Annotated in this window: 30 protein-coding genes and 1 pseudogene; 22 read left to right on the top strand and 9 right to left on the bottom strand. The window is 36.8% G+C overall.

The genetic code is table 11. The features are described from left to right. Positions 1-238: 238 nt before the first annotated feature. From PP175_RS28625 to PP175_RS30190, 7 genes and pseudogenes are all read left to right on the top strand, one after another. Positions 239-883, top strand: a complete 645-nt coding sequence (locus PP175_RS28625; protein ID WP_272443626.1) for a ribonuclease H family protein — start codon at positions 239-241, stop codon at positions 881-883. A 1062-nt stretch (positions 884-1945) separates the two neighbouring features. Beyond that, on the top strand, positions 1946-2665 hold the full coding sequence (locus tag PP175_RS28630) for a CRISPR-associated endoribonuclease Cas6 (RefSeq protein ID WP_272443627.1): 720 nt from the start codon (positions 1946-1948) through the stop codon (positions 2663-2665). 3 nt (positions 2666-2668) lie between these two features. Next, positions 2669-4396 (top strand): hypothetical protein, encoded by a 1728-nt coding sequence (locus PP175_RS28635; protein ID WP_272443628.1) that lies wholly within the window; start codon positions 2669-2671, stop codon positions 4394-4396. Positions 4397-4398: 2 nt separating this feature from the next. Next, positions 4399-5334: a type I CRISPR-associated protein Cas7 gene (locus PP175_RS28640; protein ID WP_272443629.1), complete on the top strand. Its 936-nt coding sequence runs from the start codon at positions 4399-4401 to the stop codon at positions 5332-5334. Positions 5335-5352: 18 nt separating this feature from the next. Continuing rightward, on the top strand, positions 5353-6075 hold the full coding sequence (gene cas5b / locus PP175_RS28645; RefSeq protein ID WP_272443630.1) for a type I-B CRISPR-associated protein Cas5b: 723 nt from the start codon (positions 5353-5355) through the stop codon (positions 6073-6075). 149 nt (positions 6076-6224) lie between these two features. Beyond that, the gene (gene cas3, locus PP175_RS28650; RefSeq protein ID WP_272443631.1) at positions 6225-8783 is read left to right on the top strand and encodes a CRISPR-associated helicase Cas3'; all 2559 of its coding nucleotides are present in this window, start codon (positions 6225-6227) and stop codon (positions 8781-8783) included. A 1144-nt stretch (positions 8784-9927) separates the two neighbouring features. Further along, a pseudogene (locus tag PP175_RS30190) lies at positions 9928-10230 on the top strand (CFI-box-CTERM domain-containing protein); the annotation flags it as partial. A gap of 48 nt (positions 10231-10278) precedes the next feature. Here PP175_RS30190 and PP175_RS28655 read toward each other — a convergent pair. Continuing rightward, positions 10279-10746: a CBS domain-containing protein gene (locus tag PP175_RS28655; protein WP_272443632.1), complete on the bottom strand. Its 468-nt coding sequence runs from the start codon at positions 10744-10746 to the stop codon at positions 10279-10281. Beyond that, positions 10721-11074, bottom strand: a complete 354-nt coding sequence (locus tag PP175_RS28660) for a hypothetical protein (RefSeq protein WP_272443633.1) — start codon at positions 11072-11074, stop codon at positions 10721-10723. The genes PP175_RS28655 and PP175_RS28660 overlap by 26 nt, the downstream gene beginning before the upstream one ends. Before the next feature lie 327 nt (positions 11075-11401). Here PP175_RS28660 and PP175_RS28665 point away from each other — a divergent pair, with 327 nt between their 5' ends. The 6 genes from PP175_RS28665 to PP175_RS28690 all read left to right on the top strand — a co-directional run bounded on the left by PP175_RS28665 (position 11402) and on the right by PP175_RS28690 (position 17308). Further along, positions 11402-11584, top strand: coding sequence for a hypothetical protein (locus PP175_RS28665; RefSeq protein WP_272443635.1), 183 nt, complete (start codon positions 11402-11404; stop codon positions 11582-11584). 78 nt (positions 11585-11662) lie between these two features. Beyond that, positions 11663-11944 carry a hypothetical protein gene (locus PP175_RS28670; protein WP_272443637.1) on the top strand — a complete coding sequence of 94 codons (282 nt, stop codon included), beginning with the start codon at positions 11663-11665 and terminating at the stop codon, positions 11942-11944. 192 nt (positions 11945-12136) lie between these two features. Further along, positions 12137-14275 (top strand): hypothetical protein, encoded by a 2139-nt coding sequence (locus PP175_RS28675; RefSeq protein WP_272443639.1) that lies wholly within the window; start codon positions 12137-12139, stop codon positions 14273-14275. 214 nt (positions 14276-14489) lie between these two features. Beyond that, complete coding sequence (locus tag PP175_RS28680; RefSeq protein WP_272443640.1) at positions 14490-15947, top strand: hypothetical protein; 1458 nt, start codon at positions 14490-14492, stop codon at positions 15945-15947. Beyond that, complete coding sequence (locus tag PP175_RS28685; protein ID WP_272443641.1) at positions 15944-16879, top strand: Ig-like domain-containing protein; 936 nt, start codon at positions 15944-15946, stop codon at positions 16877-16879. The genes PP175_RS28680 and PP175_RS28685 overlap by 4 nt, the downstream gene beginning before the upstream one ends. Positions 16880-17050: 171 nt before the next feature. Next, positions 17051-17308 (top strand): hypothetical protein, encoded by a 258-nt coding sequence (locus PP175_RS28690; protein ID WP_272443642.1) that lies wholly within the window; start codon positions 17051-17053, stop codon positions 17306-17308. Between the two features lie 69 nt (positions 17309-17377). Here PP175_RS28690 and PP175_RS28695 read toward each other — a convergent pair whose 3' ends face one another. After that, positions 17378-17767: a hypothetical protein gene (locus PP175_RS28695; protein ID WP_272443643.1), complete on the bottom strand. Its 390-nt coding sequence runs from the start codon at positions 17765-17767 to the stop codon at positions 17378-17380. 247 nt (positions 17768-18014) lie between these two features. On the opposite strand from PP175_RS28695, the gene PP175_RS28700 reads away from it, so the two are divergent. From PP175_RS28700 to PP175_RS28710, 3 genes are all read left to right on the top strand, one after another. Next, a complete protein-coding gene (locus PP175_RS28700; protein ID WP_272443644.1) occupies positions 18015-18284 on the top strand; it encodes a hypothetical protein in 270 nt (89 codons plus the stop codon). 52 nt (positions 18285-18336) lie between these two features. After that, positions 18337-18549 carry a hypothetical protein gene (locus tag PP175_RS28705; protein WP_272443645.1) on the top strand — a complete coding sequence of 71 codons (213 nt, stop codon included), beginning with the start codon at positions 18337-18339 and terminating at the stop codon, positions 18547-18549. 75 nt (positions 18550-18624) lie between these two features. Further along, complete coding sequence (locus PP175_RS28710; RefSeq protein WP_272443646.1) at positions 18625-18807, top strand: hypothetical protein; 183 nt, start codon at positions 18625-18627, stop codon at positions 18805-18807. 81 nt (positions 18808-18888) lie between these two features. On the opposite strand, the gene PP175_RS28715 is transcribed toward PP175_RS28710, so the two are convergent. The 4 genes from PP175_RS28715 to PP175_RS28730 form a co-directional block, all read right to left on the bottom strand. Next, on the bottom strand, positions 18889-19050 hold the full coding sequence (locus PP175_RS28715; RefSeq protein WP_272443647.1) for a hypothetical protein: 162 nt from the start codon (positions 19048-19050) through the stop codon (positions 18889-18891). Positions 19051-19169: 119 nt separating this feature from the next. Next, positions 19170-19433, bottom strand: coding sequence for a hypothetical protein (locus PP175_RS28720; protein WP_272443648.1), 264 nt, complete (start codon positions 19431-19433; stop codon positions 19170-19172). Positions 19434-19457: 24 nt separating this feature from the next. Further along, a complete protein-coding gene (locus PP175_RS28725; protein WP_272443649.1) occupies positions 19458-20255 on the bottom strand; it encodes a hypothetical protein in 798 nt (265 codons plus the stop codon). A 26-nt stretch (positions 20256-20281) separates the two neighbouring features. Continuing rightward, on the bottom strand, positions 20282-20716 hold the full coding sequence (locus PP175_RS28730) for a hypothetical protein (RefSeq protein ID WP_272443650.1): 435 nt from the start codon (positions 20714-20716) through the stop codon (positions 20282-20284). A gap of 163 nt (positions 20717-20879) precedes the next feature. Here PP175_RS28730 and PP175_RS28735 point away from each other — a divergent pair, with 163 nt between their 5' ends. The 3 genes from PP175_RS28735 to PP175_RS28745 all read left to right on the top strand — a co-directional run bounded on the left by PP175_RS28735 (position 20880) and on the right by PP175_RS28745 (position 22482). Next, entirely contained in the window at positions 20880-21626 is a 747-nt protein-coding gene (locus PP175_RS28735; RefSeq protein ID WP_272443651.1) for a metallophosphoesterase family protein, read from the top strand. A gap of 216 nt (positions 21627-21842) precedes the next feature. Then, complete coding sequence (locus PP175_RS28740; protein ID WP_272443653.1) at positions 21843-22088, top strand: hypothetical protein; 246 nt, start codon at positions 21843-21845, stop codon at positions 22086-22088. Between the two features lie 34 nt (positions 22089-22122). Next, positions 22123-22482 carry a hypothetical protein gene (locus tag PP175_RS28745; RefSeq protein ID WP_272443654.1) on the top strand — a complete coding sequence of 120 codons (360 nt, stop codon included), beginning with the start codon at positions 22123-22125 and terminating at the stop codon, positions 22480-22482. Positions 22483-23348: 866 nt separating this feature from the next. Here the strand turns inward: PP175_RS28745 and PP175_RS28750 are convergent. Together PP175_RS28750 and PP175_RS28755 are read right to left on the bottom strand one after the other, a co-directional pair. After that, a complete protein-coding gene (locus PP175_RS28750) occupies positions 23349-23627 on the bottom strand; it encodes a hypothetical protein (protein ID WP_272443655.1) in 279 nt (92 codons plus the stop codon). A 92-nt stretch (positions 23628-23719) separates the two neighbouring features. Continuing rightward, the gene (locus tag PP175_RS28755) at positions 23720-24124 is read right to left on the bottom strand and encodes a disulfide bond formation protein B (RefSeq protein WP_272443656.1); all 405 of its coding nucleotides are present in this window, start codon (positions 24122-24124) and stop codon (positions 23720-23722) included. A 264-nt stretch (positions 24125-24388) separates the two neighbouring features. Here PP175_RS28755 and PP175_RS28760 point away from each other — a divergent pair, with 264 nt between their 5' ends. The 3 genes from PP175_RS28760 to PP175_RS28770 all read left to right on the top strand — a co-directional run bounded on the left by PP175_RS28760 (position 24389) and on the right by PP175_RS28770 (position 25357). Continuing rightward, positions 24389-24640 carry a hypothetical protein gene (locus PP175_RS28760; protein ID WP_272443657.1) on the top strand — a complete coding sequence of 84 codons (252 nt, stop codon included), beginning with the start codon at positions 24389-24391 and terminating at the stop codon, positions 24638-24640. A 58-nt stretch (positions 24641-24698) separates the two neighbouring features. Then, a complete protein-coding gene (locus tag PP175_RS28765; RefSeq protein ID WP_272443658.1) occupies positions 24699-24929 on the top strand; it encodes a hypothetical protein in 231 nt (76 codons plus the stop codon). Between the two features lie 104 nt (positions 24930-25033). After that, complete coding sequence (locus PP175_RS28770) at positions 25034-25357, top strand: hypothetical protein (protein ID WP_272443659.1); 324 nt, start codon at positions 25034-25036, stop codon at positions 25355-25357. The last annotated feature ends 5 nt before the right edge of the window (positions 25358-25362 follow it).

Below are 25362 nucleotides of genomic sequence, written 5' to 3' on the forward strand. Positions count from 1 at the left end.
AGATAGTGATATACTTTCGTCAATATCCTCATGAATGGGAACCACTGGCATCCGCATTGATTCTATTCACCAGCACGCCCATGTACAATCATACCTACGCTATTTTCTCCGTATATTGTACATACAGAAGTGGATGTAGCTAAATAAGAAGTATACAACAAACTAATAGTAAAATATATTTTACTAAAATATAACAATATGATATAATCGAAACAATAAATATCGGAGGATGTCAGAAATGGCTAAGAAAAATTTTTATGCAGTACGAGTCGGTAGAAAGAACGGGATTTTTCTATCGTGGTCAGAGTGTGAGCAATACGTAAAAGGTTTTAAAGGGGCAGATTTTCAAGGCTTTACAACATTACCTGAAGCCGAATTGTACCTGAATAGGGAAAAGATACCTCAAAAACATAAAAAACAAAAACACTATTCCGCTCCAATTGAAAATAATCATAAGATGAATGCACGTATGCTCCATGTTTATGTGGATGGAAGCTATAACAACGAAAAAAAGGTAGCAGGCTATGGATTAGTTATTGTCCAAGGTAATCAAGTGGTAATGAAAGATTTTAGTTCCTATCCGTATGAAGAAGTAATCGTTTCTCACAACGTTGGAGCGGAACTAAAAGGTTCTCAAAGAGCGGTTGAACTGGCAATTGCCAATGATTTCAAAGAGTTGATGATATATTACGATTATGAGGGTATTGAAAAATTTGCAACAGGGGAATGGAAAGCCAAAACCACACAAACGATAGAATACCATCGAATGATGGAGAAGTATCAAAAGCACATTCGGATTCGGTTCTCTAAAGTAAAAGCCCATAGTGGAGAACGTTTTAATGATATAGCGGATAAATTAGCAAAGTTAGCGACCAAAATGTAAATTGCTCCTGATTAGTAGATTTTAGTAGAATAGGATGATTATGAGCGAAACAACGGAAATTTTAGTTGGCTATAAATATATTTATTTTGATATTTAGAAGAACTACATAGTTGGGTCAAAGAAGCTTTGGATTGGCTTGACCCATATGCATTGGAAATACTTGAAATTACCCCAATGGGTGAAGTACAAGAGAGAACCTATGATAATGGAAGAGTCGCCTATACGACACCTACCTGCACCTGCCGTGTTGTTGAAGATAGAGAGTTACCATTCGACTTGTGGGAGACTTTAGAGAAACATTTTAACATGATTTGCGAGAAGTCCACTTCCTCTATAGGTGGGAGATTCATTTGGTAGTAACTCTGGATTGTTTTCCGTTTGCTTATTCGTCACACGCTGTTTTGTTGCTAATAATGTCTAAAATGGAGATGGTAATGCCATGAGAGAAATAAACCGCAAAATAGAAACTATTGAATATGTGACATATGACTATGAAAGCCTACAAGAATTCGATGAACACGAGTTGATTCTTAAAAAAGATGGTTGGAAATATGTAAAATCAGACGGCTATAAAGCCACATATTCTCGAAAACTATCCTTTTGTGAATGAAACACCAACAAGTAAAACAAGGTCGTTGATTTTTATGATTCGTATGGTAAGATTTTTAAGCTCGCTAATCATTCAAAGAAGAAAAAACATGGGATGTATTTAAACATGGAGAAGCTCAGAGCCGAAATCAGAAAACTTATAAAGAAACATTAACATATGGATGTATTTAAGTTTTACAAGTGCTGTGCCAACGCTTGCGAATCAATCAAAGAACAAAAACATGTGATGTATTTAAAGAGCCGCTCCTAATGTTCTAGAGCTATATTTTGGAATTAGCACTCAACTGTCCCTATAAAAAAGAACAGAGCGATGGCAAAGCGAGGTCATAACGACCTCGCTCTTTTATTGTGCCAAAAAACAAATGGGAGAGTGCTTTTTACTGAATTAAGTATTGACTATATGCAATAAAAAGTACTAAAATGACTTTAGTAGAAAAACGGAGGTAAAACAATATGCAGTTTTGGGAATTAACCATTCCCGTGATATTAAAACGGGACTTATCACTGAAAGATATGAATGAACAGCTTTCAAAAGTCATCAATAAAACACTCCTACTGGACGAACGGTTAAAGGAGTTTCATGCGTTAAATACCTTCAAACTGTATGTGTTTTCTGGCTTATATCCCATTAACAAAGAGGGATACAAAAAGGGCAACATGTATTCGTTTAAATTTCGCTGTATGGACAGAACATTTGCGTTAAAGATAAAAAACCTATTGAAAATGGTTGAGAACGACCTGATTCAAGTCATCGCTGTTGAATTGGAAAGTAACGCTCACAAACCCATTCAAGCCCTCTATACGCTAACACCTTCCGTCGCTGTCTTTACACCTGAAAACAAAAAACCAAGGCATTGGACAAAAGAAGATTTTTCGTTAGACGAACTTCGTATTCGCATCCATGTTAATGCCAAAAAGAAATATGAATTGTGGACAGGGGAAGAGTTAGAAGCTGATGTTGATTTTGTAGAGCGGATAGAGCAAATCAATCAAAAAGTAATCGTCCTAAATTATAAAAAACCAGGAAAACTTCTTACGAACAAATTTAGAATCCAAGTGAAACAGGATTCGCTATCCCAAAAATTAGCCTTCATGGTCATGGGTTCGGGATTACTGGAAAAGAATTCGCTCGGTCTTGGGTTTTGCACCTATGGTAGACAGAGAGGAGAATGACTGTTGATAGAGATATTTGAAGAAGTGAAAAGGATGTATGAACAGGAAGGGGATAAGTACTTCATTGATAAGTATGTGTTAACAGAAGGGATTTATATCCGAATCAACAAAGACTTATCAATTACGGAAGACGATATACTCGTTGTGAAATCCAAGAAAAATGAAGAGTATGATTTCGACTTATATCGTTGGTTTCGAGAACGAGATTTCCTTAGCAAAATCATTTACGATGATGCGAATAAATGTATCGATACCAACGAGAAAAAGATTCATTCCATCAATCCGTACAGCTTGATTCTAAAACGCATAAATTTGCCTGACAGCATACAGGGATTGGCTAAAAATACGTTAAAAACGGTGGATGATACAGGCTTATCATCCGAAGCGTTTTTTGAGATTGTCCTAGACCTTCATTTTAAAAAAATGGAGAGTTTGTACGATTGTACAGTGGACTACCAAACCTATAAAGAACGGCTATCAGAAAAAGCAAAAGAAGCGATTCCCTTGATTTCCAATCTTAATGCCAAAGACAACACTCGTATAAAAATGTTCCTGGACGAAGAGGTGATGAACTATCAAGTGTTCTTCAATGAGTATATGAAGGGAAAAGCCTTTGCGGATAAAACTTACAACGAGGATATAGAAGGTCAAATTCAGGGTGTTTTAGGCTACAACAATTCACTTAACTCCAGAAAGCCCACGCTTTTGATGCGAACTACCTCTTTTCAAGCTCCGTATCGAGTCTCCATTGAAGATGCCATTTTATTTTATAAGATGTCCTTAATTATCCATGAAGTAAAGAAAGAAACGACAAAGTTATTTGAAGTAAATGGCGTGGGGGAAGTCCAAAACTATGAAATGATTCGGCGTGATAAAGGTGGGCTATACCGTGAATTTAATATTTTGCAAGTAAAAGAACCTGCAGACATTTTGGAAGAGGTAGCCCAAACATGGAGAAGTCGAACTGCCATTGAGGAAGAAGTGAATCGGACTTTTCTAAAAGGATTGTTGTATGCCGTATACAAAGTAGATGATTCAGGGGATGTATCTGATTTTCTTAAATCCTTTCAATCACGATTTACGGACATGCATCTGTTTAATGAACTGGTGATGAACCGAACCTTGCTCAAAGGCTACTTTGTTAAACATTACGACGTAGATATCTATGCTTTTTTTGAAAAAATCCTATCATTCATCATGGTTTATGAAATAGAAAATGCTCCATTTCCATTCTATGGACTTAGAGAAAAATGGGATAAGCAAATGAGCGTTCTACATTATTTTTCAGGAGGGAAGAAACGTAAGGATATGAGTAAAAGACTGAAACAACTGATTATAGATTCATCAGAAAGACTAAGAAACGAAGAGATTTTTGAAGTAGAGGATGATGAAAGTTACTATTTTCTTTTAGGTCAAATTGCTTCCTATCTTGTCAGCCAAAGTCAAACGAAAAATAAGAGCGGGAGAATGTTCACTCCGTTCCTTCAATCGAGAAATAGCCAAAAGATAAAAGCAGAAATGCGCAGAGTATATGATTTGTACGCTTATAACCTTCCTGTCTATTCACAAGCACCCATCAATAAAGCCATCCAAGCGGTGAATGCTTATGCACCTACAAAATCCTTGATGAATAATGAACTGACAGATATGTTGCATGCAGGAATCATTGGTTCAAATATTTTTTACATGAAAAAAGAAAAACCACAAGAACGAGAAGTGGAGGCAGTATAGGGATGAAAAAGTCAAACAAAGTATATGGTGTATTGGGTATCGCAAGCTATATGAGCAATTTTAATGCGGATTTCACTGGAAACCCACGTAAATTCGGAGATATGTATTTTGCAAGCAATGTAGCGGGTAAATACCCGATTCGAGCTTTCTGGAACAAGTTAGGGGAACGGGTCTTTTTCATTAAAAGTATGAAAGTCGATAAAGAAAAAGCGGTTCCACGTTTAATGGATGAACGGTATGAATTTCTCTTTGAAAAGAAACTAAAACCCAAAACATCCAGGGAAATTATCAAAGATTTGTTTTCTTGTGTGGATGTGATGAATTTCGGTGGCACATTTGCAAGCAAAGAGAACAACATCTCGATTACAGGAGCCGTACAGCTAACAGAAGGAATCAACAAATATGAGCTTACCGAAACGATTCGAGAAGAAATCTTATCTCCGTTCGTAAACTCCAATAAAGAGGATTCTGACCAAACTACGTTAGGAAGCCGAAGTATTGTAGACGAGGCCCACTACTTCTACGGATTCAGTGTAAATCCTCTAAATTATAAAGAGTTTGAGGACGTGATTGAGGGATTTGAAGGGTATACACAAGAAGCCTTTGACCTTTATAAAGAAGGTTGTCTATACGGTGTAAATGAATTGCAAAGCATGTCCAAAGTTGGCAGTGAAAATGAATTTGCCCTATTCGTAGAACTAAAAAATCACTCTAGAGTTTCAATGGCAAATCTCCATCAATATGTGTCCTTTGAAAACAAAGAAAATCAAAGGGTTATAAAGCTAACACGATTAATGGACTACCTAAAAGGTTTTAAAAACCACGTTGCTTCCATCGAAGTTTATTTTAATCCTTATACGACTTCGATTATCGGAGAGTCCACGGAACTCGACATGCAAACCTTTAGCATTTTGGACAAATCAGTCATTAATCGGTAGAAAGGGAATGTATAAGCTATGGAATCCATTAAGTTTACGTTATCAGGTACAGGGGCGACATTTAAACGCCCCTACATAAACACCGTTAATTTATCCTACTCACATATCCACAAAGTTGCGTTATTCGGTTTATTAGGTGCAATTATCGGTTTAAAGGGACATAGACACAAAGAAAAAGACCAACTGTATCCTGACTTTTATACAAAACTAAAAGGTCTGCAGGTGTCGATTGTTCCTTATGGTGATGGTCTTTACTACAAAGATAAAAAGACCTTTACGGAGACAACTGGATTTTTCAATCATGGCGATACGCTTATTGTAAAAGAACAATATCTCGTCAACCCGAAATGGGATATTTACCTGGCAAAAGGGAAAACAGAAGACACGCTATTTGAAGAAATAAAAAGGTCGCTCCTTAATCGGGAGGCTATCTTTGAACCTTTTTTAGGAAAGAACCATTTTCCTGCTTCAATAGAGCAGGTGGAGATACTTGAAATACCTGAAGCTGACGATGCCTTGTTCATCCATAGTTTGTTCCCCACAGAGATGTTTGATGTTGAGATAACAGGCGATATTGAACAAGATGAATATGTTTATAAAGAGTTTATGCCTATGGGATTCACACCCTATTTGAACCATTATCGGGAAGAAGAACTAGCCTGGACTAATTGTATGATTGAAGCAAAAGAATCCGTAAAAGGCTTATATCAGGACAAAGAAAAAACGCTCTATTTTCTTTGAGGTTGAGAAAAACAACATAAGATGTATTTAAAAAAATATATACCACGTAACATTAGTTGATTATCGAAACCGAATTATTAATTAACATAAGATGTCCGTATGATTTCGAAAAGGTAGGGAAATAGACCAAATGGGAGGTGGAGTTTGAAATGTGGAACAAACAGAATATGACAGAGCTAGTCCGAGATTTAGACTATCTCTATGCGCATAAAACCGCCACGACAAAAGAGACCCTTTATAAGCATAGCGAAAGAGCCTTTCAGGTTTTTGAGTATATATCGAACAAAAAGAAAATCGACCAGATGGTAGATAAAATTCTAAACGATTTGGATTTGTCCCAAGGCGATAAAAGAATCGGAAAGTTAAGCCTTTCAGCAAAACAGTTGATTAAAGACATGTTTGCTAATGTGATTTACCTACACGACATCGGTAAAATCAACCCGTCCTTCCAATACACAAAGATGGATAATGACCTATCTTCCAAGTTTAGCATTCCGAATGTAACCGCAATGGAGAGCAAGCATTCTTTTTTATCGACCGCTATTTACCTCGACATCTTCTATCCACTCACAAAGGCAATCAAACACCCATTGGAGCAACGATTTGTTCAGTATCTTTTGTGTTGTTTTTCCTTTGTCATCTATACTCACCATGAAAACCTCTATAATCTCGATGAACTTTTTAGTCCTGAAACATTTGAGAAAAAAATAGGGTATCCGTTACGAAATTACGCTTATGAGTTTTTTTACAACCGAGTTTTTAACATACCTAAAAAACTTTGGGAAATCCCGACAAAAATCAAAAGCCTTCAGATTGGATTTGATGGGATAGCCCTGTGGATTCTAATGAAGTTGCTTCATTCTTTGTTGATTTCCAGTGACTTTATTTCCTCTTATCAATTTTTTAATGGGATTGAAGAGGTGGACATAGATTTAGGATTAATAGAAAATTCCTTAGAGATTGCAGACATTTATACCAAAAGTGATATTTACCAAGGAATCAAGGCGTATGCGGAAAATAAAACCCATTTTGTTGATGCGCCAATCAACGCTTTGCGAAGCGAAATGTTTTTGGAAGCAGAGCGAAATTTATTACAACATCAAAACCAATCGATTTTTAACTTGGAGATGCCGACAGGAGCGGGGAAGACCAATAGCTCGATTAATTTAGCTTTGAAGCTCTTACAATCAGGCGAATACGATAAATTGTTTTACATTTTCCCTTTTAATACACTGGTAGACCAAACGAAAAAGTCTTTTAAGAAGTTATTTGATACCCATTTTGAGTTTGAATCGGTCAATTCTATTTCTCCTGTATTATCACGTCATTTTGATACGGGTGAAGTGGATTATACCAAGACCCTACTGGATAGACAGCTATTCAATTATCCTGCTGTCTTTACGAGTCATGTGAATCTCTTTCGGACATTCTTTGGTATTGGAAGACAGAGCAGTATGCCTCTTTTCCAATTGTGCAACAGCGTCATTATCTTAGACGAAATCCAGAGTTATCGAAACACCATATGGCGAGAGATGATAGAGTTTATTTATCGGTATTCAGAGTACCTCAACATCAAAATTATCATCATGTCAGCCACGCTTCCTAATTTGGAAAAATTAATCGGGTTTGATTCCGAAAGATTTGTTCCATTGATAGAGAACCCAAGCTTGTATTACCAGCACCCCTTGTTTACAAATCGGGTAGCCATCGACACCTCATTGGCGAAGAGGAAAAGTACCCATAAGCTTCTCATAAAAAAGGTGAAAGAAGCTGTTGAGGAGCGTAATGCATGTCAAAAGCAAAAGGGGCTTCCTGATTATTCAATGGTGTTGGTGGAATTTATTAAAAAGGAAAGTGCTAATGTCTTTTATGAGGAGATTTGCCAAAGCAATATCAACTCTGATTGTATGGTCTTAGAGCTTACAGGGGATGATGGGGCATACGAACGGGAGCAGATACTTGATATCATCAAAAACAATACCAGTCAAAATATCATTCTTGTGACTACCCAAATCATTGAAGCAGGTGTCGATATTGATATGGATATTGGCTTTAAAGATACGGCTTTGCTCGATAATGACGAACAGTTTTTAGGGCGTATTAATCGTTCTTGTTTGAAACAAAACTGTAAGGCTTATTTCTTTAATATGGATAATGAGAAGGCAATATACCAGGAAGATTTACGCTTGGGTAAAAATCTATCTAACGACCAGTACTATGAGTATCTGGTATCCAAAAACTTTGAACCTTATTATGAGGAGAACTTCCGTAAGATTCATCTGAAAAACAACGAGTTATCCCGTCAAGGAATGAACAGCTTCTACGCTAATCTTAGAACAATGAAGTTTGAAGACATTTCAAAACACCTACAATTAATAGAAGACAACTCCTTTCAAATTTTTGTTCCCTATGTACTTAGGAAAGAAGGGAAGAAACAGGATGAAACGATTAAGATAGATGGAAAGAAAGTGTGGAGTGATTATGTCTCTCTGATTGAAAACTCTTTGATTGGCTACGCTGAAAAGGCGATAAGTCTGCAGAACATGAGGGAAACACTCAATATGTTTACGTATCAGGTCTATGGTTCAGGCATTGCGGGATTGGAACCGATAGGTGGATTATTTTATATTGAAGCTGGTGAACGATTTGTTATAAACAATAAATTTAAACGCAAAGAGTTTGAACGAATCTATACCATTTTAAAATGAATATTTGCAGACCATAAAAAGAAGGAGAAACCCTACAACCCTTGATACGATTACGGTTCTTAACATACTATGTATTTAAACTACAGCAATTTGGTAAATCTATCATCATTCTCGTGAAACCTTAACACATAATGTATTTAAATAGTTAATTTATTAAATCGTAATATGACCAACAAGGTTCAGCGATAACATAAGATGTATTTAGCCTTAACGATATCCCACTTTGTCTACGTGTGTGGATTGAGAATAAGCATGTGATGTATTTAAAATAGTGTGTAGGTATAACCTCTTTCCAGGGTCTAAACATAAGATGTATTTAAAAATCATTCAGTTGATTGAGAAATTTTTGACCGATTTTCTGTAAACATAAGATGTATTTAAAGAACAGCCCCCTACACGATAAGCATTAGTCCAGCAGTCATCGAAGTGAGAGACTCAACCATAACAAGCATTGTATTTAAAAAACTCTGTCAGTACTGCAAGCATCCAATTTTGAATTCTAACATAGAATGTATTTAAATCAAGGAAAACTCACTGAACTTTTAATCGCTCATAAAAGTACCTTAACATTCAATGTATTTAAATAGGACAAGATTGCTAGTTAAATCCTTTCATGAATGAGTAGCATGTGTATTTAAATATTGCTGTGAGTCGCAATGTGGCTTGGATAATCTCGTTGAACCATAACATGTGATGTATTTAAAAATCATTCCATTCATTGCGAAGTCTTTGACCGATTTTCTTAGTTGGTATTTAAATTAAACATAAGATGTATTTAAGCAACTCTTTGCCATCCATTTGTTCTATTATTTATTTGTCTAGAATCTACCATCTCGACAAGAGTGACCATTAACATACGATGTATTTAAATCTGTACTTATCCAAAATTGTAATTGTTTGTGGTTGAACCATAACATATGATGTATTTAAATTATTTGTCGCTTGTACCTTTGATAAGTTCCCATGTTCAACTCTCACGTATACTTGAACCTAAAACATATAAAAACATGATATGTATTTGTTAATCGCTAACAAACCGCCATATTCCTGTTGGAGCTTAACATGAGATGTATTTAAAGATATGATGCCCAACTTTTTATTCATGTGTCTTAAACTTTAACATGTAATGTATTTAAATAAATATCGAGCACCAAGAGGATATGGATGGTTAACCAATCCGAAGAAAGCGGCATATAATCGTGTGTACAACCGAACCACAAAGAAAGCCTGCTATATTGCGACTGCGGTGTATGGACATGAAGATGCATGGCAAGTGGAGAAATTGCGACAATATCGGGATAATGCCCTTCGAAAGCATGTCATGGGGCGTGTATTTATCACTTGCTATTATTTGATTTCCCCTCATTTGATTTCCTTGTTAAACGATGTGAAACCCGTTAGGTTTCTAACAAGAAGCCTATTGGACAGATTTATCAATAAGCTATAAAAAAAGAAGGGTTTTACTCTTATGTGGAGTAGAACTCTTCTCTTTTTGTTAAGCAATAATTTTCATGGAAAGGTTTCGAATGAGGTCACCACGACTTACTACCCCGATTACATGATTTTCGCTATCGATAACAGGGAGTTTTTTAAAGTGGTGATGCGCCAGCAATCGTATGGCTTCCTCGAAATCGTCGTCTGCAGAAGCAGAAACGATGTGTTTGGACACTTTATGACGCAGGATTTCATCCACAGTCTTGTTTATCTTCGATTCAAGGACGGCTTCTATCTTCTGTGCCTCAATAACAAATACCATGATGAATAAATCACGAACGGATGTGTCTTTCGGAGCCAGATAACGCAAGATATCCCCGTCACTTATCATACCAATGAGTTTATCCTCATTATCAACCACAGGAACGCCACCAATTCTGTGTTCAACCATAAGGGCTAGTATTTCCTTGACGGTCATGTCTTTATGAACCGTAATCACGTTTTTAATCATCAAATCTTTTACTTCCATTGTCGTTTCCTCCTTTACTGAATAGTAATCGTCCCACAAATGTGCCACGAACGACCCAATTTTTATACTTGTCAAAGGACATGCCAAGGTAATCGTGTAACTCTTCTTTTGATTGGCTGTCATGCCATTTATCGATGTAGTCATCAATGGCGTGAGCTTGAACTGAACCTTCTTGGTAAAGTTGAAAAAACTTCTTTTCTGGAGCAACCAATTGAAGCTGGACTTCCTGGATATCCACGACCTTGATTTCTGCATCTTTATTCTCTACATAGATTGAATCGCCAATCTTAACGGATGGCAGTGTATTTTCTGTAAAAATAGCTTCCAAATATCCGAAGTGGTGTTAAATACATCATTATGTTCATCGCCTTCAGATACTAAAAATTGTTCGTTTTCTAAAAGAATAACGATACGCTTTGGTTCGTTTATATTTTTCATTTTAACCATCCTTGTCATGTTGTGGTCTGGATAACCACTTTTTACTGTATTCATTCTAACATAAATTTATTATTTCGTAAAATATAATTTACAAATACGCAACCATATGATAGTCTGTATTTAGTGATTAAGGAAAAGTAATTAAAAAAAGACTATAAGGAACAACATAGTAACTAAATATAGGGAGAAAAAAGAAGGGATTAGGAGGGAATTTATCATGTACAAGGAGTGGCTTCATTCCATTACCAGACAAATCATGCAGTATGGAAATGATAGAGAAACCGATTTGGTTTTGTTGCACAACCATTTATCGATGTTGGCGACCGACATTCAACAAAACCCAAAGTTTCAAGAACAATTAGCCAAATGCCATGATAGCAACCAACACAAGGCAATATAAAGTTGAATCACGATAAAGACAATATCAATATCTATCGAAAAATTAATCTATAAATCAAAAATGAGAGGACGAAAGGTTATGCAAACCACAACACTACAATATCCAACAGGAACACAGGTATTATGCCATGCGTGTTCAAATCCACTGTTTGTCCTTACAAAGGATTCAGCATCACAGGTAGAGGTTACGAAAGATTTAATTAAGGCAATTGTTCCACAAAAGAAACCAAGAGATTTAAACAATGCAAAATGTGCTCATTGCGGATGCCGTGTGCTTTATAGCAAATTACGAGTGCCAAGCGGAACCACTTATACATATCGCATGGGACAATTAGTAGATGTACAGGAAAAGGAAGCATAAATAGCGGTCAAGAGAAAGAGGAGAAATCCTCTTTTTTTGTTGTTTTCAAACCCAGAAGTGCTAAGACATCAAACCTCTTGATAAACAAACTTAATATAATGCACTATAGATAATATTTAATAATAAATAGTATAAAGTCAAAATATAATATTTGTGCATGAAAAAAAATATAAACTAGGAGGAATTTGACGATTGAAAGATAAAAACAAAAATTTAAAACGAACAAAAAATACATTGAAAGTACTAATGGGAACGTCTATCTTAGCTTCGAGCCTGATGACAGGACAAGCTTTCGCCTCGACGAACAGTAACCTCATTGAAAAAAATCACTTTGGTGGGGAAGTGAATGCACAAGTAGACGTACAACAAGTTAAAAATGTGCTCAATATCGTCCATCAAAAGGAGACTAACGTGCAAGTCCCACTTGTTAAGAGTGTGACGCCTGCTATAGGAAGTACGGTGGTAAGCCCCAACCAAGATGTGGTGTTCCAGCTTGAGCCCAATGCTAAAGAATATAAACTAGCCTCTCAATTCCTTTCTAAAGGGATGATTGGTGCTTATTTAATGGATGCAAAAACACTGACACCGCTTGACAATAATCATATTGAATTTGATTCCGCCACAGGCAAATTGACCGTGAAACATGCCGTATTAGACCGCTACACCCAATATGCCATCGTGTTAGATATCCAACATCATGGATTTAATAAAGAGGATAAGCAAAAAACGGGTAATAAAGAAGACAATAAATCTGTTAAAAAGATTGATGTACCTTCTCTTGATGTTGTCACTGCAGTGGATACCACAGCCGATAGTATTACGCTTTTGGGTCATGGAACCGTATCCTTTGGAAGCGATAAACAAGTTCCATTGAGTAAAGAAGCCCAAAATGAAAAGTATAAAGAAAAATCCGATGAAAAACAGACAAATGGTGTAAAAATCGCCTCTAAGTATAAATTCGGAGATGTGGTGAAGGCATTTAAAAATCCTGCGAGTGGAAGAACACAAATTGCTGGAAAAGACAGAACCGCTATCGCAACCTTCTTCACAACGGGTTCAGCCATTGGTGAAGCGACCCACGTATCCGCTCAAGTTGAAAATGCATCGGTTAAAGTAACCGATGGAGGAAAACTTAATGTCAATGTAACCGATGACTATGGCAATCCTGCTACCAACGCTACACTAACCGTAACAGGAACAGGTGCGGGTAATGCCAAAGTAGCTTCTGCTTTTGCAACACCTGATGCCATTAGTATTACAAATGGAACTGGTAGTGTACCGCTTTCTGACCATAGTGCAGAAACCGTATCCCTTTCTTATACCGTACAGGATAACATCTATAAAGATGTTGTAGATACGCAAAAAGGTTCTGTTTCTGAAAACTTCTTGCCTGGATTAACAGGCAAAATTCAAGTGATAAATCCGCAAAAAATTATAGCAGGAGAAAATGCTGATTTTACAGGAGAAGCGGATGATATTTATGGTAATGCTGTTTTAGACGGGACACAAATGAATGTATCCGCTCAAAATGCAACGGTTTCTAACCTAACTCCCACAACCAACGGAGCCTTTTCTTTCACAGTAAAAGCCCCAACGAAAGCGGGAGCGAGTCCCGTTAACGTGACAGGTGCAGATTCAGGTTATGGGGTGGTTGATTCTATCAATGTTTCTCCTGGTCAAGCAAACAAAGCGGTATTGAACGTACCATCAACAATGACTGTTGGGCAAAATGTGTCTGTAACAGGAACATTGAAAGATAAGTATGATAATGCAGTGGGGAACCAAACGATTACTGTTACGGGAGCCTTAAAAGGAACGGTAACAGCAGATGCAAATGGCGCATTATCAGGTTCACTTAATGTGGTTTCCGATGGGGCAGTAAACGCTAATATTAATGGAACTTCCATCTTATTAGCCAACAGTGCGGGACAAAGTGTTACGGTTAGTACTCAAGCTTCTAATTCCGTTAAGCTATTAACTAACACCATATTATGGGATATATATTGTAGTCCATACGGAAGCAATTTCTACTACAATCCTCCCAGAAGTTTGGGAGGACTTATACCTTTAGGAGATTTAAGCTTAGATGCGTATCAAAGAGATATAGGTCCTGTTAGTAGTTTTGGTCGTATAACGGTATATGACAGAATGGGACGGACATACTCGGTGACTTTCCCCAATACTTCTTATAAGCATGTTTCAATTTCTGCCAATACGTTAAGAGCGGCTGGTCTTAGAGATGCTATAGAATGCATCACTTATGAGGCTAATGTTCCCAATATGTCTTTTAGGACGCAGGTTGGCTTGGGAAATATTACAGTAACTTATTAATGAAAAACAAAGAACCAAACATCCGATAGTTGAACATAAAAAAGCACAAGGTGTATCATCGAGCCTTGTGTTTTTTATGTTCAAGCAGATTTATTCATAACAGATGTATCCTGAACAAGGTTTGATAAGACGCGGTATTGCTTGATAAATAACATCTAAAAAATTAAATACAATATTGATACGTGAAAAATATAAAATAGGAGGGGTTTGACGATTGAAATATAGAAAGACGGAATCAAAAAGAGTGAAAAAATCCTTGAAGGTGTTAATGGGAACCTCCATCTTGGCTTCCACCTTAATGACAGGACATGCTTTTGCATCGACTACAAACAACCTGATTGAAAAAAATCACTTTGGTGGTGAGGCTACTGCTCAAGTTACGAATCCCGTGGCTCCTAATGTATTAAACGACTTCAAAACTCAAAATCAAAAGACGTTCGTTCCGTTGGTAAAAAGTGTAACGCCTGCTATGGGAACAACCGTAGTACGACCTGATGCGAATATGGTGATTCAACTTGACCCCACTTCCAAAGAATATCGCATGGCATCCGCTATGCTTAAAAATGGACTTGTCCAAGCGTATGTACTAGATGGCAAAACGGTAACTGTGCTTCCGAAAGCCGATGTCACATTTGATGCGACCGCTAACCAAGCGATTATTTCCCATGATGTAATGAAGCGTTACACACAACATGCCATTGTCCTCACCGCAGGGGAAAATGATTTGCAAAATCATCAAGATAATGGGGATAAAGGCAAATCAACACTTGCTCTGCCTATGATGGATGTCGTGACAGCCGTAGACGATAACACTAAGACCGTTACACTCTTAAACGGTGGCGTTATCTCCTATACTTCTTTTGATAAAGAAGTAAAAGGACTCCAAATGCAAGGTCAACAAGCGGATTGGCAACGTGGCGACAACCAAGGTGATTTGGAAAAAGCAAAAACTACTTTTAAGTTATCAACCATTTTCCAAGTGGGCAATGTCGTTTACACCAAAGTCAATCCGTTTGATAACAAAAATCATATTATCATGAAAAACCCAGTGGCAATTTCCAGCGTATTTAAGACAGGTTCCGCTATTGGAGAAGCGACTCATGTTACGGCTGGTGTAGCGAATAATTCCGTGCGTGTAACAGAGGGCGGAAGTCTCAATGTCAATGCTACCGATGATTATGGGAATCCTGCTACAAATGCAACCCTCACGGTATCGGGAAAAGGGACGGGTAATGCAAGAGTTGCGTCCACCTTTGCGACTCCTGATGCGATTGAAATTACAAAGGGAACCGCCAGTGTACCTCTTAATGACCACAGTGCCAATATCGTATCTCTTGCTTATCAAGTACGGGATAATGCGAATCAAGATGGGGTGGATGTTCAATCAGGTATTACACAGGAAACCTTTATACCTGGAACAACCGCAAAACTTCATCTAAAAAATCCAGCTACAGTTGTGGCAGGCAAAGCTTCCAATGTAAGTGGCGATGCAGAAGACATCTATGGAAATATCGTACTAGACGGAACGGCTATTCAGGTTTCCTCTCAACGTGGGAGCATTCAGAACATGACAGCAACCAAAGAAGGTTCATCCACCGTTGATTATACGGCTCCTACAAAAAAGGAAGTGATTCCTTCACCATCAAAGCAGGAGATTCTTCCTTTACGATGAATCCACAACTATATGTTCGTGCCGACCATCCTACCCAAATTGAGGGAAATGCTGGTTCCGTTGTGGCAGGAAAACCAGGAGAGGTAAAACTTAATGTGCTTGACCAATATGGAAATCCTGTAGAAAATGATGAAACAATCACGGCCCAATTTGCGAATAACATCCTGCCTTCTCAAACGGTTAATGTGAAGGATGGGGTAGCCGATTTTAGCTTTACCGCACCAACGAAATCTCAAAACATTGGCATGTCACTTTTAGTTGGAAGCAATGCGTTAATTTATAATATGCCTAATCCGTTATCCATTACCCATGACGCCCCTGCAAAAGCTATCGTCACACTTCCATCCTCGTTAAGCAAGGGACAAAATGCAACGGTAACAGGTACAATAACTGACCAATACGGCAATCCTGTAGACAATCAAACCGTTTCATTTGGTGGAGCGTTGACGGGTTCAGCGACTACGGCATCCGATGGTGCTTTTTCAGCCAATTTGAAAGTAGGCGATGCAGGAGCAGTCACAGCAAACATTGCTGGACAGAACATTTCACTTGCAAATAACAATGGTCAACCGATAGCAACCATTTCAACAGGATTTAATTGGGTTAAAGTAGGAAATAATTGGGTTCTACCAATTCATACTTTTATTAAAGATGGTGACCCACATATCACTATTGATTTACCACAAAACCTTCGTGCATTTAGGATGAAAATAAATGGATTATCAGCCACAACAGGCTTCCGTTTGATTACATTCTTCTATGATACAGCAGACGATGGTAGAGGTATTTACTATACTAATGGAGGATTTTCATCGTGGCAGGTTCCTAATTTGGGTTATGTTTGGAAAACCTTTGAATTCGGTGCTTGGAATCCTTCTACAAAAACTGGTGAAAATGGATACGTTGATAGTATTGAGGTTGACCCTTTATAATCCGTGCCAAAAATCCTTTTAGTTACATGGAACAAAAAACAGACACGGGTATGAACCCCTGTGATTCATTAGTAATATGTTATTTGTAAAAAATAATTTACATACTAGAATTAATGAGATATAATTCTAGTAAGAATATAGAATTGTTACTATAAAAAGGAGCGATAAATAATGGAGTACAAATACCAGATTGGCGATAGAGTTATTGCAATCAATAAAACACCTCGTATTCGAGAGCGTGATAATTGTGCCACCTATTATCAACAACTAGAACGTAAGCAAGATTTTTTATATGTAGTTGGTTATGACGAAGAAGAAACCGAAAGATTAGGGGTTCCTTGTTACTGGTGCAATGTTGTTCCTGCAATTGGGGGCGATTCTTTTTCTGAAAAAGACCTCGTGTTTTATCAAGAAAAAGCAGTTATGTAGAAGTGATTTAGAACATGGACAATATCAAAAAGACACAAGGTAGATTATACTTCCCTGTGTCTTTTTTCTTTATGCCGCTGATGTAGCCTGAACAAAATCCTCAAATTGATTGTGGTAAATCGTTTCAGGACTCACCTTTTGAATGACAATATCTTCCAGCTTTTCATGCTTACCAAACGCTCCATTCTGCAGGGCGTATAATGCCTTGTTATGGGCTTCTTCCACTGTACAATGGTGGTAAGTCAAATGTCCAGCACCCGACGCTTTAAAATCCACTACATACGATTTAACTCCATCTGTACGGGTGAGAAATTGAAAATAAGCTAAAGCTAATTCCCGTTTTTTTTCGGGGATTTTATCCAAGTGCTCTTGAACCATTGTTTCTGCATTCCTATCTAAGACATTGACGAAAAATGCCATATTACGAATCAATCCTACTTCTTTCTTTGTCAGTTTCATGAACCATCGCTCCTTATGAATATGTTTATATAAAACACCAAAATTCTAGTTATTATTCATTATAGTTAGGAATCAGGTCTCCTATAATTGGTGGATTTTATACGAACGTAACCTCTTGTGGTTTGGTACATAACCATTCGGAATGGAAGGGGAAAGAAAGACTATAATACGATATACACATACAAAACAGGTAAATGATTTCTCATTTTCACTAGCAGGTTACTATTTTTATAAGTAGAGATGTTAGATGTCAAAAATTTACTTAACACTAAAAAAAGAAGGAAAGACCGAGCAATTTGAAGGCAAAGATGGAAAAATGCACGATTGTTTATGGACAATAAATCGTAAAATTACAGGGAATATGCAACTTAGTGGAGCAACCATTAATAGTGAAGCTCGGTATATTGATTTCACATTACCAACTGAAGTGGAGAAACTACCAAGGGATGCCAAGCCCGTTGATAATGAGACGGCTGAGAAACTTTGGGCAAGTGATAGCCACTATTTTGGAGAATAGGCGATAGAAAGTTGAGAATGAACACAAAGAAATAGAAAAGGAATGTGTAATAATGATGATTGAATTGAAGCAGGAAGCACAATGTGAAACTATCCAATGTTTTCAATGCAAGCTGTGGAAACCGATGATTCAAGAGGATGAAACACCACTAATGACCTATGAATCAAGTGTTCTTGACAAACAGACTTTGGGAAAAATCCTGGGAGTCTGCAGTGCTTTTGAGAATTTTTATCCTATGTTTGATAACGAGCAATGTGAACTTTAAGATGAATTGCAACATGTTGGCGAACCTGTTAAATCATTTCAACTAGGACAAACCATAAGTATAGGAGGAAAGAACATGACAAAAGAAAGATACATGAGTATGGGATATAAAGAGGTAGAAGGCGGTGAGTTTGATACCATTTATAAGCAATTCGATAATGGGAATATGTACATTGTTCAGTTTAATGAAGAAGTCCAAAAAGATGCAATTGGATTGGTTTATTTAACAAAAGAGCAGGCTAATAAGCTTTTCGGTTAAAGTTTCAAGACTATCGCAAACCTATCATATAAACATAAAAAACCAGCCAATAGTTGGCTGGTTTTTTATTCGTGACTTTTGTTATGTAGAAGGCGGTGATTCAGGTTCATCTAGTATTTGAATTTTAGATTCATGAACCAGTTCGACGTTCAAGTCTACTCGAATTTCATAGTAACCGTTTCCGTAATCATAAACAATTTCACATTTTTTTCCTTTATACCAAACATACTCTCCTTTGCTCACAAAAATAAGCCCCCTGAACTAATCAATTCGACCTTATTCTACATGAAAACGTATCATTTAACAATTTCTTAAGCACATTTACCTGAGAAAATAGAACTATAGGGATTTATGCGTTTTGTTTAGGGGGTAACGGAACAAATCACCATTGGAACCTGTGGGTTTGTTTTTTCCTCATATAATTCTTTTAATGTTTTGTATTGAGGTATGCCAATACAGGAGACTTCAATCTGGTGGTCATAGGTATAGGTATCTCGAACCTCTACATCCTCCACGCATTCGATAGTAGATGCATGTTCAATAACGAAAAACCCATAGGCTTCATATGAGCTATTGGCTAATACGATTTCAATAATGTTTTCATATCCGATTTCAAAAAAGTTCATCGTATGTTCTCTCCTTCGTTATCATTAATATAATTTGTACTTCTCGTCTTGCAATGCATATCCGAGTTCCTTGAAGAAAGGGAGAATCCCATTGAGCTTTTCCTGCTTGTCAGCATGGAACTCTAGGTGTTCTTGTATTTTATTCCGCTCTTCTTGCAACTCTTTTACCAGGGCTATTTTTAAGTCTTCAAAGCGGTCTATTTTCTTCGCTACTTTTTCGAGTAGGGCTTTTCTTTTAAACAGATAATAATGGGTATCCTTCAAGGAACGTACCTTAGATAGCGGTGACTTTTGAAAGGACTGACATTTTTCAATTTTCTTATCCAAATCCTCAATCATGTTATTGATGGATGCTTCTTTTCTTTTTAGGTTGGACTTGATTTCTTCTGGTGTTAAGATGTTCTGTTGAATCCCATACCATTGTTCAAAGATATTAAACTGCATGAGTTCCGTATCCTCTACATAGATGGCAAAGATAGAAGGAAAGGTATTGGGTTGTCGCACTTTAACGGATGGTTGAAAAGATAGTTGTTGGGTGGTCGCCCATTCTGTAAAAGCTTTATCCAATAAAGAGCCTAAGAAAATAAGAAAAGCGTGCGGAGTCAATCCATCTTTACGGTCTTCTGTTTGAAAACTATTCACCAGGAGATTGTTTGCTGTTTTTAATACACGATACGATTCGGTAAACAAAAGCATGGGTTCCATCGAAGCACGTTCTAAGAAGTCACCTATCTGGTTTAGTTCATGCATCGTTTCTTTCACATGATTGGTAAACAACAGGGCTGGTAAGGCATGTGGGTAATTTTTATGAGAATACAACATGTTGGTTCGTCCTTTCCACAAGTAACTTAATTAAGAATGGAAGAATGTTTTTTATCTATGGTTAAAATCTCGTTCGGTAATTTTTTATACCAAGCAGGTAGCGAGAATTGAAACAGGTAATGTCTACACGCTTTGTATTGATTTTGAATCAATTTAGAAGGGTGTTTGTTCACGTTATAGGCGTTACACTGATGAATGTTCTCCAAAAACCACAAATGGCGATTGAAACAACGCTCAACCACATCCAGTGAAGGTTTTGTTGCGTTGGCATCGTGAACAAACATATGCTGGCAACCAATCAAATACCGCAATACTTCACGTTCTTCCAGGATAAAATCTTCTTCCGTATGTTTAATCCCCAAAGTTTCTAACAATTGATGCCCGAACTTTGTACTATCAAAATATCTCAATATATCATCATAATGATTTCTGATGTCGGCTAACGCTTGAAAATACTTCATATGCATGACAAGTCACCTCTCTATCAATTCAAAAATCCGATTATTATTTATATATATATCATATCTGTTATTTATCAAAATGTAAAATAAAATTTACACATAAGTATATATGGAGTATAATTATATATACCAAAACAAGATAGATTAATAGGATGTGATAGAGATGGAACGGTTGTTTGTTATAGGGGATATTCACGGAAAACGACACACATTAGAATTGATGTTATCCAAGTGGAATCCTGATAAAGAACGGCTCGTGTTGCTTGGTGACTTAATTGATAGAGGAGAAGATTCCTACGGAGTTATTCAATTAGCTCAACGTCTTCGTGAAGAATATGGAGCGATTGTCTTAAGGGGAAACCATGAAGGAATGTTGTTAGATTGGATGGAGAATCCATACGAACAATTAGAAGCGTACTATCCTCAAGGAGGACGAGAAACGCTTTATTCTTTTTTTGATACGGATATTACCTATACTCGTTTGCCTTCTGAGATTGTCAAACAGCTCAAAACCTATTTTACAGAGGAAATCCAGTTTTTAAAGAGTTTGCCCTACTACTATGAATGGAATCAGTATCTATTGGTTCATGCAGGGGTTAATCTCAACCTAAAGGATTGGAAAAACTCAAATCAGTTGGATTTTACTTGGATTCGCAAGCCATTCCATTATGGAAAAAATGAAACGGGGAAAATTATTATCTTTGGGCATACCCTAACGAAAAATCTAAACAGTGACAATAGTAAAGGGATTTGGGTTTCACCTTGTCAGAGTAAAATTGGGATTGATGGGGGAGCCGTGTTTGGTGGATACCTGCATGGCATTGTCCTCGATAAAGAAGGAATCCAACAAACCTATTCAGTTGGAGCAGACAATCAAATTTACACGGGAACACTGGATTTAGCAGGGTAATAAAGTTGAGAAAAGATGATGAGGTGGTAGCATGGAGGATTTCGATAGATACAGTTTGATGGAGACTACCACGTTTATGGGTTTTACAAGAATCATCGATTAACTAACGGACAAACCATCTCCATTTTCTTTTTTAAAGATGATTCAGGGAAAAGAAGGCACTATAACATTGCTTTGTTACTCGCCAATAAAAAGAAACACATTAAGCAATGGATAATGCAAGAAAAAGATGTATTAACGGGAAAAGAAACAGGAAGATGTGGGTTAGAGGGTTTGCTGTGGGCGAAAAGAATGATTTTAGCTTTTGAATCCTCTATATACACAAAGAACGGTGAACTGATACGTGTTGGATGGTTAGATAATAGAAGAAGAGACGCATACCATCACGGACTTAAAAAAATAGGTTTCAAGTACGGGCAAATAGATAATGAAAAGTGTCTGTTTAAAATTATAGACAAATAAAAGCCATTTGGTTATAAGAAGAGGAGAAACAAACATGCGAAATTATAAAGAAAAATACGGGAGCATTTTTTTGATGGAGGATGAAAGTCCTTTGGAGGAAATAACCGAACCCGCCATCTTGTTTGATAAACATAGCTTTACGGTTTATAAGATGGGGAATCGTGAGATGGTCAAACGATATTATGAATCCTCTATACAAAAATCTTTGGCGTCTAGACTTTATGAAAACTGGATTCTGATGGACTTGCCAAAGGATGCGGAGTTGCTTGAAAAAATTGCGCATAACCCTGGCTATTTAGAAACGTTTATCAGAAGTGTAGTCAAACTGGATTTTGATACGCTCATTGTTTATGAAGAATCAACCGTGGATGGAGAGCGTAGAGATGCATGGTAATGGATAGACCTTGTAATGATGATGTAACGCCTATATTTGACTGGCTCTATTGGGCGGCGTTCGAAATACCCGAAAAACACTACCGTTGGTTGATGTTTGGTTTGATTTTAAATGCGAAACGAATGTACCGAAGCACCTTCATATACCTGATAACGTCATCGTTCATCCTATACCGTTTGATGATGGAAACTTAAAAGAAGCTGTTATCGTATGGGAAAAACGTTTTAAACAGATTTTAATGTACAAAAAAGATAATAAAAAAATATTTATATCTTGCTATGAGGGCGTCTCTAGGTCTGCAGTGTTGGCATTATGGTTGTGTTGTGAGGAATTCGGGAACTATGACGAAGCATACCAGCACGTTAAAAAGTGTAGAAATGTTTATCCACACAAAGAATTCTTACCCTTTCTTGATAAATTAAAATCAAGATACAAATAATTAGAACAATAAAAAAGCCGAGGTGCTATGCATCTCGGTTCTTGATTTTGTTTGGATTATTATTTTTGCTATGAGGAATATCGTGTTGAAATCGGCATATGAAACTCCAGTAACTTTTTTTATATTTACTATATTGTCATAACGGTATGACGTATTTTGCTCGTAATGCGTATTGTTCACAAGAGTTCTTTAATTCAATTGAAAACATGTGTAATTTGGTCAACTCGTTTAAATTTAGCGATTCAAAGAGATTTTTAAATCCTTCATAATCTTCCTTTTGTTTGAGTTTGGCTAATTCATTTATAACCTGGTATGTTTCCATAAGCACTCCTTTTACTTTGCAATATGTGTCTTCCACTATTTACGATTTCCTGTTTTGATAGAATATTGGCTTTTTACTTTTTACTACAAGTAAAAACTAGAAAAATTACCTGCCATGTCTTTCGTTAAATTTCGCATGTTGGTAAGCATTTGATAAAATCCTTTGCTTTTGTTCAGGAGAAAGTTTTTCGAAGTCTTCCATGCTTTCAATTATGGTTACTTCCTGCCATTCTCCATTCGCTTCCTCAACGGTTACATAATCGAGTGGAACTAACATTCCTTCCGCTAAAAGACCTTTCTCTGACATTTCGTAAATAGTTTTTGAAACAAGACTTTCGACAGCATTACCTTTTGTCATCGATTCACACGCTTGGTAAAAATCCATTTTCTTTCCCACCTTTCGCAATATCGGCGTTTGTAAAAACCATATATTTTGGATGTTTAGTTTTTGCTTTCAACACGATTTTCCGTATAGCCTTATTTTTTAGCCGCAAAGAATGTCAGCACGAAAATAAATAGAAAGGCTACGGCACTCATAAGGGGGATGGTGATGAATCCAAAAAATTCAATCTGGATTTCCCCACAATAACTGCCGATTCTGCAAAATGAACTGTGTTGATGGAAATACTGAATATAGAGATGGTAGAGAGCAACTACAAATCCTACTATAGATAAAAAACGGATGTAGTGTTTGACGTGATTATCGTGAATAAAAAGCGAAATGACCACTAACAAACCAATCGGATACATACAAATACGCTGATACCAGCATAAGTCGCAGGGTAGCAATTGCATGACTTCGCTAAAATATAAACTTCCTATCATGGAGAGAAAAGATAGGGAAGCAATAATTATTAAGGGTAGTTTCTGGTCTTTTATCATGGTATCTCCTTTAAACCGTTTTTCAACATATTGTTTATAGTCAAAATTATATCATAGGTTTATTTATAATCAAACGAAGGAAAGAAAATATTTATTCTCATAATCGACAAACAAGCCGTGTATCATATACCATAAACGACAAAAGGGGTTATGTTTATAACAACAAGAAAAGTAAATTATTTTTTACGAATATGTGTATGCATACTAGGTTGATTGGTTGTATAATGATAGCAACTTAAAAAATGTAGGGTAGGGGGAATTTTTATGGTTAAAGTTAGAATTCAGGAGAACGAGAAAGAAGTTGTTTTTGAAGCGGGAATCATTGAAAAAGCATTTTTACATCACAACATAAAGCTAAAAGATATGATTCATCTTATTGAGAAAAAGGGAGAAGAAATCTTAGCGGTTGAATACAACGAACCGATACTTCTCGTTGGTGACTTTTCTTTAACGCTTTATCATACGCCAACGACCATTGTCGTTACGAAGGTATTTGGACAACATGCAATTCTCTAATCAGATTGTTATAGAGGAAGAGAAATGAGATGAAAAACCTTACAAGGAGAGGATTCAGATGTTACTAGAAGGTAAAGGATGGATTGCACAGGAGTTTTATAACGAGTATTTACGGTTAAAAGAAGAAATTTTTAACCTCACTAAATATGTTCAGTATGAAAAGAACGCCGAGTTGGAAGCAAAATTAGAAGAAAAAGTGAAACGGTTAAGATTTGTTTTACAGCAATTGAAACTAAATGGTGTAGCTCTAGAGGATTTGATTCTCTTATCAATCGGTGTTGAAGTATAAAAGACGATATCAATTAAATAAGTAAGATTCTTGCACAGGGAGAGAGGAAGATGAAAAAAGTGACGAATAACGATTAAGCCGTAAAGGTTTGTCAGGAAAACTATTTGAACGTTCAATTTGAGATGGATATTTCTGAAGGAGAATCATCGAGGGTTCTAGACTCTGTGGTTGTCCGTGTAGACCCGTATAAAAGCTATAAAGGAGAAAATCTAATTGAAGCTGTGAACGTCTATCTGGATGCTCAAGAAAATAAGGAAGTAATCATGGAGCAAAATGATAAGACTGCAATGAACTTAGAAGAATACCTATATTGCGTTGAATGCGGCGAAGATAATCTTTCATTCGAAGCAAACTATGGTGGATTTTACAAATGGAAGTGTAACAATTGTGGACACACCTTTCAAAGAAAAGCACCTCAAAAAGATTAAACAAG

It is taken from the genome of Aneurinibacillus sp. Ricciae_BoGa-3, from assembly GCF_028421645.1.
Taxonomy (GTDB): Bacteria; Bacillota; Bacilli; order Aneurinibacillales; family Aneurinibacillaceae; genus Aneurinibacillus_B.